A 12,285-nucleotide genomic window follows, 5' to 3' on the forward strand; every position below is an offset into this window, starting at 1 on the left:
ACATGGCTTTTTTTCTCCCCTCGCTCTACGGCACTCACTGCTTTCTGTCTTAAATCATCACTATAGGGTGCTGCCATGAAAGCTTCTCCTCATTTCTTTTTCTCTATTATGTCCTAACTATCCCGCTCTTTGCTATAGCATCACCTCTAGCTCCAGTGTTTCCTAAAACCAGAAATTTCGTACCTCACCCTTAAGATAACAGCTAAGTAGGGTTTGTTCAAAAAGGCCTAGGATGGGGTCAGGCAGAAGGCAGGAGTTTAAGGCTTTGTTGCTCTCCTTTTTTGTACCAGTTTGCCTACTACAAGAAGGATAATGCAAGGTTTTTGAAGGTCTCAATCTATTTTCTGGCACTAACATCGGATTTTAAAAGGTCAAAAGTCTTATTTTAAAAGGGTTCTACCATTATCTAGCAAGCCCTAATTACTATAGCGTTTCCTAAGCTAGTGAGGTACACCTATTTTCTTCCCTTTTGCCTTTTGCCCCTTGCCTTTTGCCTAAAACCCATAACTTTTGTACCTCAGCAGACTGAAAAACGCTATATCATAATGTTTCTTCTCAAAAAAAGAGGAGAAAAAAGCAAGTTCTGCCTTTCTCTCCTCCAGTCTAGCGATTAATTACATTGAAACAGTAGTAAGTAATCTTGAATTACTATTCATCGATTTAGTAAGCACCGTTATTTTTGGGAAAAACCACAACACCGATAGTTCTAAAGATTACCCAGATATCGGTTAACCAGTTACGCGAATTAACGTAATACACATCCATCTGCACCCGCATGGGATAGGGGATGTCATTACGTCCAGAAACTTGCCATAAACCAGTTAAACCGGGGCGAATAGTTAAAACTTTGTCGATGCGATTGCCATATTTCTGCAATTCTTCGGGAACTAAAGGCCGCGGACCGACGACGCTCATATCTCCGCGCAGGACGTTGAAGAATTGGGGAAACTCGTCTAAACTGGTTAAGCGGAGAAACTTGCCAATCCAAGTTATGCGGGGATCGTCCTTCAGCTTGAAATTATCCTCGAATTCCGCTCGCAGTTGGGGGGAGTCTTCCATCAGTCTCTCTAACACCTTATCCGCGTCCATTACCATAGTACGGAACTTGATACAGTTGAAATGCTGGAAGTTTTGACCGACGCGCTTCTGCATATAGAAGACCGGACCGGGGGAACTAATCGCGATCAATAAGGCTAAGATCAAATAAAGCGGCGAAAAGAAAATTAGAACCGATAGGGAGAAAACGATATCGAATAATCGTTTTGAGGTATCGCCGTCTAAAGCTATTAACCAAGATTTTTGATGCCGTCTACCAGAGACCGAAGGTTTGAACCCTCGCTTCATCAAAGCTTGTAGAGCCTTGACGGAGATAAGTTGGCTATTAGCAGTCATCTTACTCCTTCACATCACACACACCACACAGTACCTATGATAAAGCCACAAGACTGAAAAAACAAGTCTTCGGGCTAATAACTGGCACTGGTCATTTTAGAGCCTTTGTACTGAAAAATCTCTAATTAGGGTTTGCTGAAAAAGTTTGTTGCTGGGGTTAGGAGTCAGTAGTTAGAATTCAGGAGTCGGTATTCAGGAGTCAGGAGATTATTTTTATTTATTCTCCCCGCTCTCATCCCCCTTACTCCCCGCTCCCCTGCTTCCCGCTTCCCTGCTCTCCTATACCTTTTAAACAGGATTTAGTAATACAGGACGGTTTTGAACCACCAAAAATTAATTATGCAAGAGGTTTAATAAAAAATAAAAGAGCATCATTTGCTGATGCTCTTGGTGACTGAATATTTAAGTAGTTACAGCTTTGATCCTAAGGACGAAGTATGATCTCGTGTGCGCTCGTCACCTGACTCGGAGAATTCTGGCTCCCGAAAACGAAAACTTTATACTTCATCATTTAAGATAAATCCCATACTTAGGCGGTGCGTTTTTTCATACTACCTAGTTCTCGAATGCCTAACCAACCGATCAAACTATAGGAAATCGATAGCAACATACTTTGAATACCAATTCTTAACCACTGTTTCAAAGCCTCCAAGTTGGCTTGGCTTTCTGCCTGTTTTCGCCGCTCTTGCAGCTGAGTTTGTAGCTGATTTTTGATCTCATCTAATTTCTGTTTAAATTCCTTCGGGCTTTTGGATAAATCGCGTAAATTAGTTAATTGCTCTCTTTGTTGACGGAGGGTCTGTAACTGTTCCGTGTTGATCGGTTGTCCTTGGAAACGACCAGTTTCAATCACTTGAGTTCTCTGAGAGATCTGCTGGTCTAATAGTTGGGGATTTTGCGATAGAGTATTTATCTGGGCTAAGAAAGCTTGAATTTGTCCCTCCCCCTGGTCAACACCCTGTTCAATTTGAGTCAAAGCGTTGTTTTTAATCTGGTTGATATTATTGATGTGAACGGGAATCATCAACAGAAAAACTAAACCTAACAGTGTAGAAAGAATAAAGATCGGCCAACGCAATTCAAAACGGGATTTTCTAGGAATGACATCTTTATTGTTAGCGTCAATCCAGTAAGCGATTAAAACGAGAATGATACCGAGGAGAGGGACAATTCCTCGATCAACAAAGGTGGTGACGAACCCTACCTGCCATTGGGATTGACTGAATTGATAGGGCAGCGGCAGGATAAACCCATCCAAAAGGAAGGAAATAATGAAAACCAATCCCGTTAATTTCAGGGACAAAGAAGTAAAACTGTTCATCGCTGTTTCTGTAATGGTATGTCAATGAATAGATTCATTAGTCTGTTTAAAAGTTCTCGCTGGGGATTCGCGGAAGGATTTTGCCGAGAGGCAATCTGACAAACTGCAATTTCTAATTAACTTTCGCTCAGCCCCCCCGCTAAACCCTACTTTAAATCGTTCTGCTTGTCAACCCCCTTCGAGAATCGACTCTAGAAATATTACCTCAATATGGCATCGGTAAACCTATCCCTGTCAAAGAATAAAATTTTCCCAAGCTCTCAGATGAGTCCTGAATGGTTAGCCTATAGTAAAGACAGCCCCCTGAGTTGATAACAAAACCCATGCAGAAATTGGTGGAAGTTTTAGCTGATAAACAAGCTCTGATCGCAAAATCTCTGGCGCTGGTTCTGGAAAAAATCACAACCAGCCTTGACCAACAGGACTATTTTACGATCGCTCTGTCCGGCGGTAGTACTCCGAAACCTCTCTACGAAGCCTTATCCTCTCAACCCCTCGATTGGTCAAAAATTCACGTTTTCTGGGGAGATGAACGCTACGTTAGTCCCGATCATCCTGACAGTAATCAACGCATGGCCCGGTTAGCATGGCTCGATCGCATACCGATCCCGGCCGCTAATATTCATCCTATGCCCACGGATGACCCCGATCCCCAGCTGGCCGCCCAAAAATACGATGATCATCTCCGCCAATGGTTTGGGGTCAATTCTCCCGATTTTCCCGTTTTTGACCTGATTTTATTGGGAATGGGCGATGATGGTCACACTGCCTCTCTCTTTCCCCACACGGCAGCCTTAACGGTCAGCGATCGCTGTATCACCGTCGGCGAGAAAGACGGCAATCCCCGCTTAACTTTTACCGTTCCCCTGATCAATCAGGCCCGTTGTGTGATCTTTATCGCTGCCGGCGAAAGTAAACGCCCTGCTCTACATGAGATTTTCTCTGCCTATGGTGACTCTTTCTCCTATCCTTCCCGTCTCATCCACCCCTCGGCCGGGGAATTATACTGGTTACTCGATGCGGCCGCCGGTTCCTCATTTGTCTAGAGAATAGGGGAATGGGAGAATAGGGGAGTGGGGGAGTGGGGGAATAGGGGAATAGGGGAATAGGGAAATTCAACTAAAACCCTAAAACCCCAACACCCCGAAACCCTAACACCCTAACACCCTAACACCCAACCCCTAATCTGCTTTTTTACTTTTTACTTTTTACTTTTTCCTTAAAAATGATCGTTTGTCCCAATTGCGAACATACTAACCCCGATGAGGCCAGTCAATGCGAGGCCTGTTACACTCCCTTGCCGCGGATGTCTTCCTGTCCTAGTTGTGGGGCAACCATCCAAACTGATGCCACCTTTTGCGGTCAGTGTGGCTACAATTTACAGCCTAATTCCGTTCCCATGGTGGCAGCCCAACCCGAATCGGAATCGGAACCTGAACCCGTCCCACCAGTCCCTACAGCCACCGTCGCCTCGATCGCACCTCCTCCTGTTGCCCCCCCACCGGTTCCGGCTGCCACCCGCTTACAGATGGAAATAGCTAGTCTGCATCACCTGCAAACCGATAGCAAAATTGAATTACCCCTACATCTATCGGTAATTCATATCGGCAAACCTAACGATCGCATTCCCCCCGATATCGATGTTTCCGGTTTTCCCGATTCTGATATCGTCTCCCGGGTTCATGCCGATATCCGCGTCGAAGGGGGCATCTATTACCTCGAAGACACCGGCAGCGCTAACGGAACCTACGTTAATCACACTCCCCTACCCCCCGGCAATCGTCATCGTCTCCGGGCTGGCGATCGCATTTCCCTCGGTAAAGGCGACAAAATGACTTTTATTTGGCAAATGTCTTAAAAGGAGACAGGTTTTAGGGTTTTAGGGTTTTAGGGTTTTAGTTGAATTCCCCCACTACCCCACTTCCCACTTCCCACTCCCCAATTCATAATTCATAATTCATAATTCCCACACCCCACACCCCACTTCCCCACTTCCCACTCCCCAATTCATAATTCATAATTCATAATTCCCACACCCCACTACCCCACTGAAAATTATGCGTACAAATTGGCGAATCGGGTCTTTATTGGGCATTCCTCTCTATATTGATTCCTCGTGGTTTTTGATTCTGGCTTTTGTCACCCTGATCAATGCCACCGATGCAGAAATTCAGTCTCTGGCCGCCCAGAGTTCTGTTTTAGCGTGGTTACTTGGTTTAATCATGGCTTTATTGCTATTTATCTCAGTTTTACTCCACGAATTAGGTCATAGTTTCATGGCTCGTTGCCAAGGCATCGAGGTCAATTCCATTACCCTGTTTCTCTTTGGAGGTATGGCCTCGATCGAGCGAGAATCTCGGACTCCTCCAGAGGCCCTGCAAGTAGCGATCGCTGGACCCGTCGTTAGTTTTCTCCTGTTTTGTCTTCTATCCCTAGCCAGTCACTTACCCTATTTAAACGCCAATTTAACTTATATATGCGGGCATTTAGCGATAATTAACCTGTTTTTGGCTCTATTTAATCTTATCCCTGGTTTACCCCTCGATGGGGGTCAAATTTTAAAAGCAATGGTCTGGCAAGCGACTGGCGATCGCTGGAAAGGGTTACATTGGGCTGCGATCAGTGGTCAATTCATCGGTTGGTTGGGGATTATTTTGGGGATTTTCTTGGTTCTCTTGACGGCAGATGTGGGGGGTGCCTGGTTAGGATTAATGGGCTGGTTTATCCTCAGAAATGCCCGCGCTTACGATAATTTAACTAATTTACAGGAAAGTCTCCTCAATTTCACGGCAGGAGAGGTGATGAGCAGAAATTTGCGGGTTTTAAACGCTCATCAAACCCTACAGGAATTCGCCCAAGAATACGTTTTAGACCGAGCAGCTGCCAATACTGCTTATTTTGCCGCTTCCGAGGGGCGTTATCGGGGATTAATTCGGGTGGCAGATTTACAGGCGATCGAGCGGAGTTTCTGGTCAGAAAAACAACTGCTTGATATTGCCCATCCCCTCGCGGAAATTCCCACTGTTGAGGAAAAAACCCCCTTAGTGACAGTGGTGCAAAAATTGGAAACCATCCCAGACCGCATGATCACGGTGTTAACACCAGCCTCCGCCGTAGCCGGAGTGATCGATCGCGGCGATATCCTCAAGGCAATTGCGATTAAATACCAAATTCCCCTAGAGGAAACGGATATTGAACGCGCTCGCGAGGGAGTTTATCCCAGTTATTTGCCCTTAAATGTTATTGCTGCCGCTCTTGACAAGAGTGAACGGCCAAAAATCGGCGAACCGTCCTTAATGTCCTGACGTAGAGAGGATGGACGGTAATAATCTTGAATATCGCTAATCCGAAAATTTCCTCGCTGGTTAACCTGCCACAATTTCCCCGTTTCCACATCTAAACAACTTAACCAGCCTTGGCCGTAGGCCCAAGTATCGATACAAATGGCATGGCCGAGATTAATCGGTTTCCCGCTTTTTTGGCTGGTATGGCCGCAAATCATGGTTTTTCCCGAACTATGGGCGGCGGGATATTGAAATTTCTCCCAAAAGAGTTTGTATTCTGGTTGTCTGGCCAGGGGTAGATGGGGATCGAGACTAGCGTGAACAAATAAATGATTTGCAGTTTCGTAGCTATTTATACAGACTTTTCCTAAAAAATCCCAGTGAGATTCGGGAATTTTAATCAGGTGGCCTTCGCTATAGGATTTTAGAGTAGCTTTACCGCCTTTTTCTAACCAGAGACGCTGTTTGAAGGGGTTATGACGGGCTTGCAGCATAATAATCTCGTGATTACCCTTGAGGGGAATCAAATTTCCCTGTTTGTGTAGGGAAATCAGGCGATCGATCACCCCTTTCGAGTCTCTGCCCTTATTAACGTAATCACCGAGGGTGATTAAAGTATCTTGCGGTTTGGGATTGACGATCTCTAGCAAGTGATCTAGAGCTTTCGAGCAACCATGAATATCGCCGATCGCTAAGGTTCGCATGAGGATTTGGTAGGGGATTAGGGCATAGGTACAGGTAAAAGTATTAAAGAAATCTGTTCACGACAAACAGCGATTATCGGTGATCTTGCTTAGGGTAACAAAAAGGCTTACAGTAAAATGTACCATAAATTATCAAATCTACTAAATTAATTAAGCTGTGCCGAAAGTTGTTATTGCAGGTAACTGGAAAATGCACAAAACCCAGAGAGAAGCTCTGGAGTTTTTGCAAGATTTTAAATCCCATCTAGAGGAAACCCCGGACGACCGAGAAGTAGTTCTTTGCGCCCCTTTTACAGCTTTAGCTGTCCTCTCTAAAACCCTCCACGGGGGTCGTATTCGCCTGGGGGCGCAAAATGTCCACTGGGAAAAATCGGGGGCTTATACGGGCGAAATCTCGGCGGATATGTTAACCGAAATTGGGGTTCACTATGTGGTTATCGGTCACAGTGAACGCCGGCAATATTTCGGCGAAACCGATGAAACCGTCAATTTAAGGGTTATATCTGCCCAAAAACAAGGTTTAATCCCGATTATCTGTGTGGGAGAAAGTAAAGCCCAAAGAGATGCTGGAGAAACGGAAAAGGTAATTATCAAGCAAATTCAAGGGGGTTTAGTCAATGTTGACCAAAAAAACCTCGTTATCGCCTACGAACCCATCTGGGCGATTGGGACGGGGGAAACCTGCGAAAGCGAGGAAGCAAACCGCGTTATCGGTTTGATTCGGCAACAATTAGACAATCCCGAAGTAACCATTCAGTACGGTGGTTCGGTAAAACCGGATAATATCGATGAAATTATGGCTCAATCGCAGATAAACGGGGCTTTAGTCGGTGGGGCGAGTCTAGACCCCGCCGTATTCGCTAGGATTGTTAATTATCGTTAATTGATTTCTGCTGCCATGACGCTATTTTCCAAAACCCCGATGCCTTCTATTTCCACCCGAACCTGATCTCCCACCTGCAGCGGTCCGATTCCTTCGGGAGTTCCCGTTAAAATTACATCCCCCGGCAGCAGGGTCATCACTTGGGAGATATAAGCCACCAAGACATCGGGGGGAAAGACCATATCACTCAGATAACTGCTTTGTTTGGGTTCGCTGCCATCATTGAGAAAAGTGGTTAATTGCGCCCCGATACTCAGTTCCCGGACAATCCAGGGGCCGAGGGGACAAAAACTGTCAAATCCTTTCGCCCGCGTCCATTGGCTATCTTTTTTCTGTAAATCCCTAGCGGTGACATCGTTAGCAATGGTATAACCCCAGATTTTGCTTCTGGCTTGGGCTGTGGTGCAGTTTTTGGCGGTTTCTCCGATAATTAATGCCAATTCTCCCTCATAATCCACTCTTTCCGATTGGGGCGGATAAAAAATAGTTTCACCATCGGCGATAATTGTCGTCGGTGGCTTGAGAAATAAAAGCGGTTCTTCCGGTACAGGTGTTCCCATCTCGGCGGCGTGGGCGCGGTAATTTTTGCCCACGGCAATAATTTTCGACGGGAAACAGGGGGCTAATAGTTGGTAGCTATCAGGTTCTAATTCTAGTTTGGTTAGTTGCCCTCCTTGCCAGGGAGGGGCATCAAAGACGGCAACGCTACGGTTTAGCTGTAACAGTCCGTAGAAGATTTGTCCTTGACGATGTTTCACTCGTACATAGCGTTGCGCCATATTTTTCTGGGAATGACTAGCGATCGACTCTCGGATAGTAGTATGATCATATATCCTTGCTTCTTTATTAAAAGCTAGAGAGTTATGAAAATCAATTAACCTCCGGTCTTGACAAAGAAGCCTTCTAGTCCATAAGGATTCTGAGATGAGCAATAACTACGAAACTCTTTACATTCTCCGTCCCGATTTAGGGGAAGAAGTCGTTCAGCAACAAGTGGAACGTTATCGGACTCTGATTACCGAACACAGCGCCACAGACATTGAAGTTAAGGTGTGGGGTAAAAAACGTCTGGCCTATCCCATCAAAAAACTCAATGATGGTGTCTATGTGCAGATGAATTATCAGGCCAGCGGCAAACAAGTCGCCCCCATGGAACGGGCCATGCGTTTAAGTGATGAGGTTATTCGTTATTTAACCCTAAAACTCGATCGCGTGGTGGCCCCCCCTGCGGATTTATCTCCCTTAACGGAAATTCCCCCCTCTCCTATCACCGAAGCGGTGGTGGAAGATGACGGTATCTCCGCTGAAGATTAATTATAGTCACAACTGTGTCGGATCAATGCCCAATTCGCGTAATCGGGCAAAAGCGCGATCGCGCTCCTGTTGTGCTTGGTTGCGTTCTTGTTGTGCTTGGTCGCGTTCTTGTTGTGCTTGGTTGCGTTCCTCAAAGAGGGTTTCAGGGTCTTTAAATCGTTCCCCATTGGGATAAAAGACCTCTAAACCCTCTTCAAACATCTCGAACCGAATTCCTAGGATTGGGGAAGTCCAGGGAAAATTCAAGGCCGTTACTGGGAAAAAATCCTCTTGCTGATTGGCCCGCACCAATCCCCAGAAATCATGGGAGTCTGGGTCATAGAAAAACATTTCTAATACCCCATGCTCCCGATAGAAAGACTGCTTTTTGAGCATTTCCCTGGCACTATTGCTCGGAGAGAGGATTTCAAACACTACCTGGGGGGCAATATTGTCTTCTTCCCATTGTTTATAGCTGCCGCGCTCACCCGGTGGACGGCCGAAAACTACCATGGCATCGGGAGCTTGACGGGGAGCGGGGGGTACAGTTACCTGCTGGGGATACCAGAGCAAATCCCCGGCGACAAAGACGGTTTGCTCTTTAAATAAATACTTGAGATTGGCAACCAAGCGAACAATCCAGCGATATTGAACTGTGTTGTCGGCCATGGGTTTACCGTCGGAATCAGGATAGAAAAGTTGGGGTTCGATGGGTGCTTGAACCATGCTTTATCTCTTGCGATCGCATTTTGGCCTAGCTTTATTGTATCACCGCAAATCCTGGGTTTAAAACCCCATCCTAAAAGGACGGCTTGGCCTTGTACTAAATCCGTTGAGTATGGGCTACATATCAGGAGAGGCACTCATGCAAAAGGCAAAAGTCAAAGGGGAGAATAAATAATCATTTAATAACAGGATTTAGTATTATATCTAAATTTTTAATAAAGTCGAGGTTGAAAATTATCGGGAATATCCAATTCAAATACTTGGTCATGAATCCGAGCCACATAAAACCCTTCTTGCAGAATTTTTTCCCGTAATTCTGATGATACATGAACCGCCGCTAATATGCCATAGAGTTTTTTATCTTTGTGTTCAGGGAAAAAGCGGCGAAACCGTTGCAAAATACTTTTTAATTGTGAAATAGACGCCTCTCTAGCATGACTTTTAACCTCGACGATATAAGCAGTATTTAGCTGACCATTGGTATAGGCAAGGACATCAATTTCTAGGTGTTGTCCTTCTTTACTGACTCGCACACTGGGACTAACAACTTCCATACCAAAGCGTTGTCTGAGAATCGTTTCCATTGAGGGAAGGGCAAGTCCTTCGGTAAAGCTGCCGAATTTGGCACCGAGTCCCCCAATTTGCTGACCTAATTCTTTGAGTTGTTTGTCAGTTTTCTTCTGTTGCTGACTAACTTCCTTCAATAGTAGGTCAGTCTCCTTCAGTTGTTTGTCGGTTTCTTTTTGAGCAGTCGCTAATTCGGCTAAGAGTCGCCATACGTCTTCGGATGTAGTTGCCATAGCTAATTTTTTCTCTCTGATTTAGTCTATTGCTATTTTACTGAATTTTGCCGATTCATGAAGAAGATAGTGCTTTTGCCTTTGAGTAAGAGAGCGATAAGTAGGGCGTGTTACGCTGTCGCTAATACACCTTTATTTTTATAAGTAACTTAGAGTATTGTTAAGATTTGATAAATTTATTAGAGTATTTTTAAAATTTGATAAATTTAACTGCAAGAGTTTCAAATCTACAGAATTAAACATTATAAATCAGGCAGAACTACATTTTTTAAGAGGCATTTAGTTATGACATTATCAAAAGTGATTAATTATTTGAGTTTGCATGAGTATAGATTATCTGAGTTATTAACTGTCTCTTCCCTCACCCTGACGACTGCTTTGGCGACTGTCCCAGTTTCTGCTGCGGTTATTACTTTTCAACCCGGACCTGAAGGCAAGGACACCTATGTTGATAGTCGTCCATATAGCAATGTTCCTGGTATTATCCCCCTTATAACACGGTGAATTGGGGATCAGAACCTCGGATTGGAGTTGGGGAAGCAGATACTGGAGCAGGCTATACCGACACCCTAATCCAATTTGACCTCTCAACATTGCCTTCTGTTGGCGTAAACAAGGTTAGCTTAATTCTGACAACCTTAAGTGACCTTGCACCGAGTTTTGTGGAGCCATTTTTAGCCTCAGCCTATCGAATCACAAGTGCGTGGGATGAAAATACAGTGACTTGGGACTCACGTCCAAGTTTCGCTCCTACTCCTGTCGCTTCCACCACCGTTGACGACATCGCCGCTAGGAGTTTTGAATGGGACATTACATCTCTCTACTTGGATTGGAAGAATGGCGTAGTTCCTAATTTGGGAATTTATTTGACAGGGGAGACAATAGCAGGAGAAGGTGTTGCCTTTGTTAGTTCCGATAATACGGCTACGCCTGCACTCCGACCAATACTCCGGGTGGAAACAATAGATGTCGCTTCTGTTCCAGAACCTACATCAACCCTCGCTTTTCTCATCCTTGGCTCCCTCGGCACTGCCTCAACTCTCACGCGCAAACTATCTCAAGAAAAAAGGTCAAAACAGGACAATTGAGTTGAGAACTTTGGGATTTATCCCCCCTTAATCTTCCCTGAATAAGGGGGATATCTGACAGTTTTTAACACCTACCTACTTATAGGAAAATAGGGGTTTGGGTTGAGCAATAGCAAGGCCCAACCTGCTATTTTATAATTGTCAAAGGTAGGTCTTTTTCTTTTCTAACTTCTCAACATAAGTCAATGGCCTCTTTGATATTTTGTAGAGCTTCTTTTTGAGTCTCACCTCAATTTCCTCAATCAGATTTTCTAAATCGAGGCACTCCCACTTACCTTCTTTAAGTAGGTTAGCAGTTTCTTCTACCCACAGATTAAAGTCTGTGTCATAAAGTTTCTTGGCAGTAGATAGCATATCAGATTTCTCCTACCTCCTTCATCTTAGAGGATTATGACTGGGAGTCTTATAATTTTCGTGGGATAGGTTTGCCATCCATCCTAGCTAATAGACCTCTTGCATAACTTTTTTATGGTATGATGGAAGGTTTTGCTTTTTTCTCGATTTTTAGATGGAAGTAGAAAAAAGAATAAAATGTGATCTTAGGTCAGGAAATCATCTATACTTTTGCTATATTTATTAGCAAAAGTATGGATGATCAAAACTTATCATATGAACAGTTAAAACGCCGTTTCGGTGTGTATAAACAAACCTAGAGAAAGATGGTAGAATCAGTAAAAAGTGTTGAAGCTGAATCTAATTCAGTATCTAAAAGGAGACCGAAACCTAAACTATCTATAGAAGAACAAGAACGTTAGAATATTGGCGAGAATATAGAACATATTTTCACATTGGTA

The 12,285-nt window shown here is 44.4% G+C and carries 13 protein-coding genes and 1 pseudogene; 7 read left to right on the forward strand and 7 right to left on the reverse strand.

What is annotated here, in order from left to right:
* Positions 1 to 660 precede the first annotated feature (660 nt).
* Together IM473_RS01040 and IM473_RS01045 are read right to left on the reverse strand one after the other, a co-directional pair.
* Positions 661 to 1,392, reverse strand: coding sequence for an undecaprenyl-phosphate galactose phosphotransferase family protein (locus IM473_RS01040; RefSeq protein ID WP_002804603.1), 732 nt, complete (start codon positions 1,390 to 1,392; stop codon positions 661 to 663).
* 529 nt (positions 1,393 to 1,921) lie between these two features.
* Positions 1,922 to 2,713, reverse strand: a complete 792-nt coding sequence (locus IM473_RS01045; RefSeq protein WP_287659555.1) for an HpsJ family protein — start codon at positions 2,711 to 2,713, stop codon at positions 1,922 to 1,924.
* 323 nt (positions 2,714 to 3,036) lie between these two features.
* On the opposite strand from IM473_RS01045, the gene pgl reads away from it, so the two are divergent.
* From pgl to IM473_RS01060, 3 genes are all read left to right on the forward strand, one after another.
* The gene (pgl, locus tag IM473_RS01050) at positions 3,037 to 3,759 is read left to right on the forward strand and encodes a 6-phosphogluconolactonase (protein WP_287659556.1); all 723 of its coding nucleotides are present in this window, start codon (positions 3,037 to 3,039) and stop codon (positions 3,757 to 3,759) included.
* 179 nt (positions 3,760 to 3,938) lie between these two features.
* Positions 3,939 to 4,571, forward strand: coding sequence for a double zinc ribbon and FHA domain-containing protein (locus tag IM473_RS01055; RefSeq protein WP_287659557.1), 633 nt, complete (start codon positions 3,939 to 3,941; stop codon positions 4,569 to 4,571).
* A gap of 199 nt (positions 4,572 to 4,770) precedes the next feature.
* Positions 4,771 to 6,018 (forward strand): site-2 protease family protein, encoded by a 1,248-nt coding sequence (locus IM473_RS01060; RefSeq protein ID WP_287659558.1) that lies wholly within the window; start codon positions 4,771 to 4,773, stop codon positions 6,016 to 6,018.
* Here the strand turns inward: IM473_RS01060 and IM473_RS01065 are convergent.
* Positions 5,937 to 6,701: a metallophosphoesterase family protein gene (locus IM473_RS01065; protein WP_287659559.1), complete on the reverse strand. Its 765-nt coding sequence runs from the start codon at positions 6,699 to 6,701 to the stop codon at positions 5,937 to 5,939. The genes IM473_RS01060 and IM473_RS01065 overlap by 82 nt on opposite strands.
* Positions 6,702 to 6,858: 157 nt before the next feature.
* On the opposite strand from IM473_RS01065, the gene tpiA reads away from it, so the two are divergent.
* Positions 6,859 to 7,584 carry a triose-phosphate isomerase gene (gene tpiA / locus IM473_RS01070; protein WP_002801963.1) on the forward strand — a complete coding sequence of 242 codons (726 nt, stop codon included), beginning with the start codon at positions 6,859 to 6,861 and terminating at the stop codon, positions 7,582 to 7,584.
* On the opposite strand, the gene IM473_RS01075 is transcribed toward tpiA, so the two are convergent.
* On the reverse strand, positions 7,581 to 8,363 hold the full coding sequence (locus IM473_RS01075; protein ID WP_287659560.1) for a fumarylacetoacetate hydrolase family protein: 783 nt from the start codon (positions 8,361 to 8,363) through the stop codon (positions 7,581 to 7,583). The genes tpiA and IM473_RS01075 overlap by 4 nt on opposite strands.
* A gap of 145 nt (positions 8,364 to 8,508) precedes the next feature.
* On the opposite strand from IM473_RS01075, the gene rpsF reads away from it, so the two are divergent.
* Positions 8,509 to 8,898, forward strand: a complete 390-nt coding sequence (gene rpsF / locus IM473_RS01080; RefSeq protein ID WP_004160997.1) for a 30S ribosomal protein S6 — start codon at positions 8,509 to 8,511, stop codon at positions 8,896 to 8,898.
* Positions 8,899 to 8,904: 6 nt separating this feature from the next.
* Here rpsF and IM473_RS01085 read toward each other — a convergent pair whose 3' ends face one another.
* Positions 8,905 to 9,603: a Uma2 family endonuclease gene (locus IM473_RS01085; protein ID WP_287659561.1), complete on the reverse strand. Its 699-nt coding sequence runs from the start codon at positions 9,601 to 9,603 to the stop codon at positions 8,905 to 8,907.
* A gap of 212 nt (positions 9,604 to 9,815) precedes the next feature.
* Complete coding sequence (locus tag IM473_RS01090) at positions 9,816 to 10,403, reverse strand: DUF3782 domain-containing protein (protein ID WP_287690322.1); 588 nt, start codon at positions 10,401 to 10,403, stop codon at positions 9,816 to 9,818.
* A gap of 500 nt (positions 10,404 to 10,903) precedes the next feature.
* On the opposite strand from IM473_RS01090, the gene IM473_RS01095 reads away from it, so the two are divergent.
* Positions 10,904 to 11,491: a DNRLRE domain-containing protein gene (locus IM473_RS01095; RefSeq protein ID WP_287659563.1), complete on the forward strand. Its 588-nt coding sequence runs from the start codon at positions 10,904 to 10,906 to the stop codon at positions 11,489 to 11,491.
* 141 nt (positions 11,492 to 11,632) lie between these two features.
* Here the strand turns inward: IM473_RS01095 and IM473_RS01100 are convergent, their stop codons facing one another.
* Positions 11,633 to 11,845, reverse strand: coding sequence for a DUF29 family protein (locus tag IM473_RS01100; protein ID WP_287659564.1), 213 nt, complete (start codon positions 11,843 to 11,845; stop codon positions 11,633 to 11,635).
* A 215-nt stretch (positions 11,846 to 12,060) separates the two neighbouring features.
* On the opposite strand from IM473_RS01100, the pseudogene IM473_RS01105 reads away from it, so the two are divergent.
* Positions 12,061 to 12,285 (forward strand): annotated as a pseudogene (locus IM473_RS01105) (helix-turn-helix domain-containing protein); the annotation flags it as partial.

Origin of the sequence: Microcystis sp. M015S2 (assembly GCF_020245945.1) — a bacterium.
Classification (GTDB): Bacteria; Cyanobacteriota; Cyanobacteriia; order Cyanobacteriales; family Microcystaceae; genus Microcystis.

Excerpts from the sequence above, each read along its gene's own strand:
- IM473_RS01040 (WP_002804603.1), bottom strand. The coding sequence starts at position 1,392 with ATGACTGCTAATAGCCAACTTATCTCCGTCAAGGCTCTACAAGCTTTG.
- IM473_RS01045 (WP_287659555.1), bottom strand. The coding sequence starts at position 2,713 with ATGAACAGTTTTACTTCTTTGTCCCTGAAATTAACGGGATTGGTTTTC.
- pgl (WP_287659556.1), top strand. The coding sequence starts at position 3,037 with ATGCAGAAATTGGTGGAAGTTTTAGCTGATAAACAAGCTCTGATCGCA.
- IM473_RS01055 (WP_287659557.1), top strand. The coding sequence starts at position 3,939 with ATGATCGTTTGTCCCAATTGCGAACATACTAACCCCGATGAGGCCAGT.
- IM473_RS01060 (WP_287659558.1), top strand. The coding sequence starts at position 4,771 with ATGCGTACAAATTGGCGAATCGGGTCTTTATTGGGCATTCCTCTCTAT.
- IM473_RS01065 (WP_287659559.1), bottom strand. The coding sequence starts at position 6,701 with ATGCGAACCTTAGCGATCGGCGATATTCATGGTTGCTCGAAAGCTCTA.
- IM473_RS01075 (WP_287659560.1), bottom strand. The coding sequence starts at position 8,363 with ATGGCGCAACGCTATGTACGAGTGAAACATCGTCAAGGACAAATCTTC.
- rpsF (WP_004160997.1), top strand. The coding sequence starts at position 8,509 with ATGAGCAATAACTACGAAACTCTTTACATTCTCCGTCCCGATTTAGGG.
- IM473_RS01085 (WP_287659561.1), bottom strand. The coding sequence starts at position 9,603 with ATGGTTCAAGCACCCATCGAACCCCAACTTTTCTATCCTGATTCCGAC.
- IM473_RS01090 (WP_287690322.1), bottom strand. The coding sequence starts at position 10,403 with ATGGCAACTACATCCGAAGACGTATGGCGACTCTTAGCCGAATTAGCG.
- IM473_RS01100 (WP_287659564.1), bottom strand. The coding sequence starts at position 11,845 with ATGCTATCTACTGCCAAGAAACTTTATGACACAGACTTTAATCTGTGG.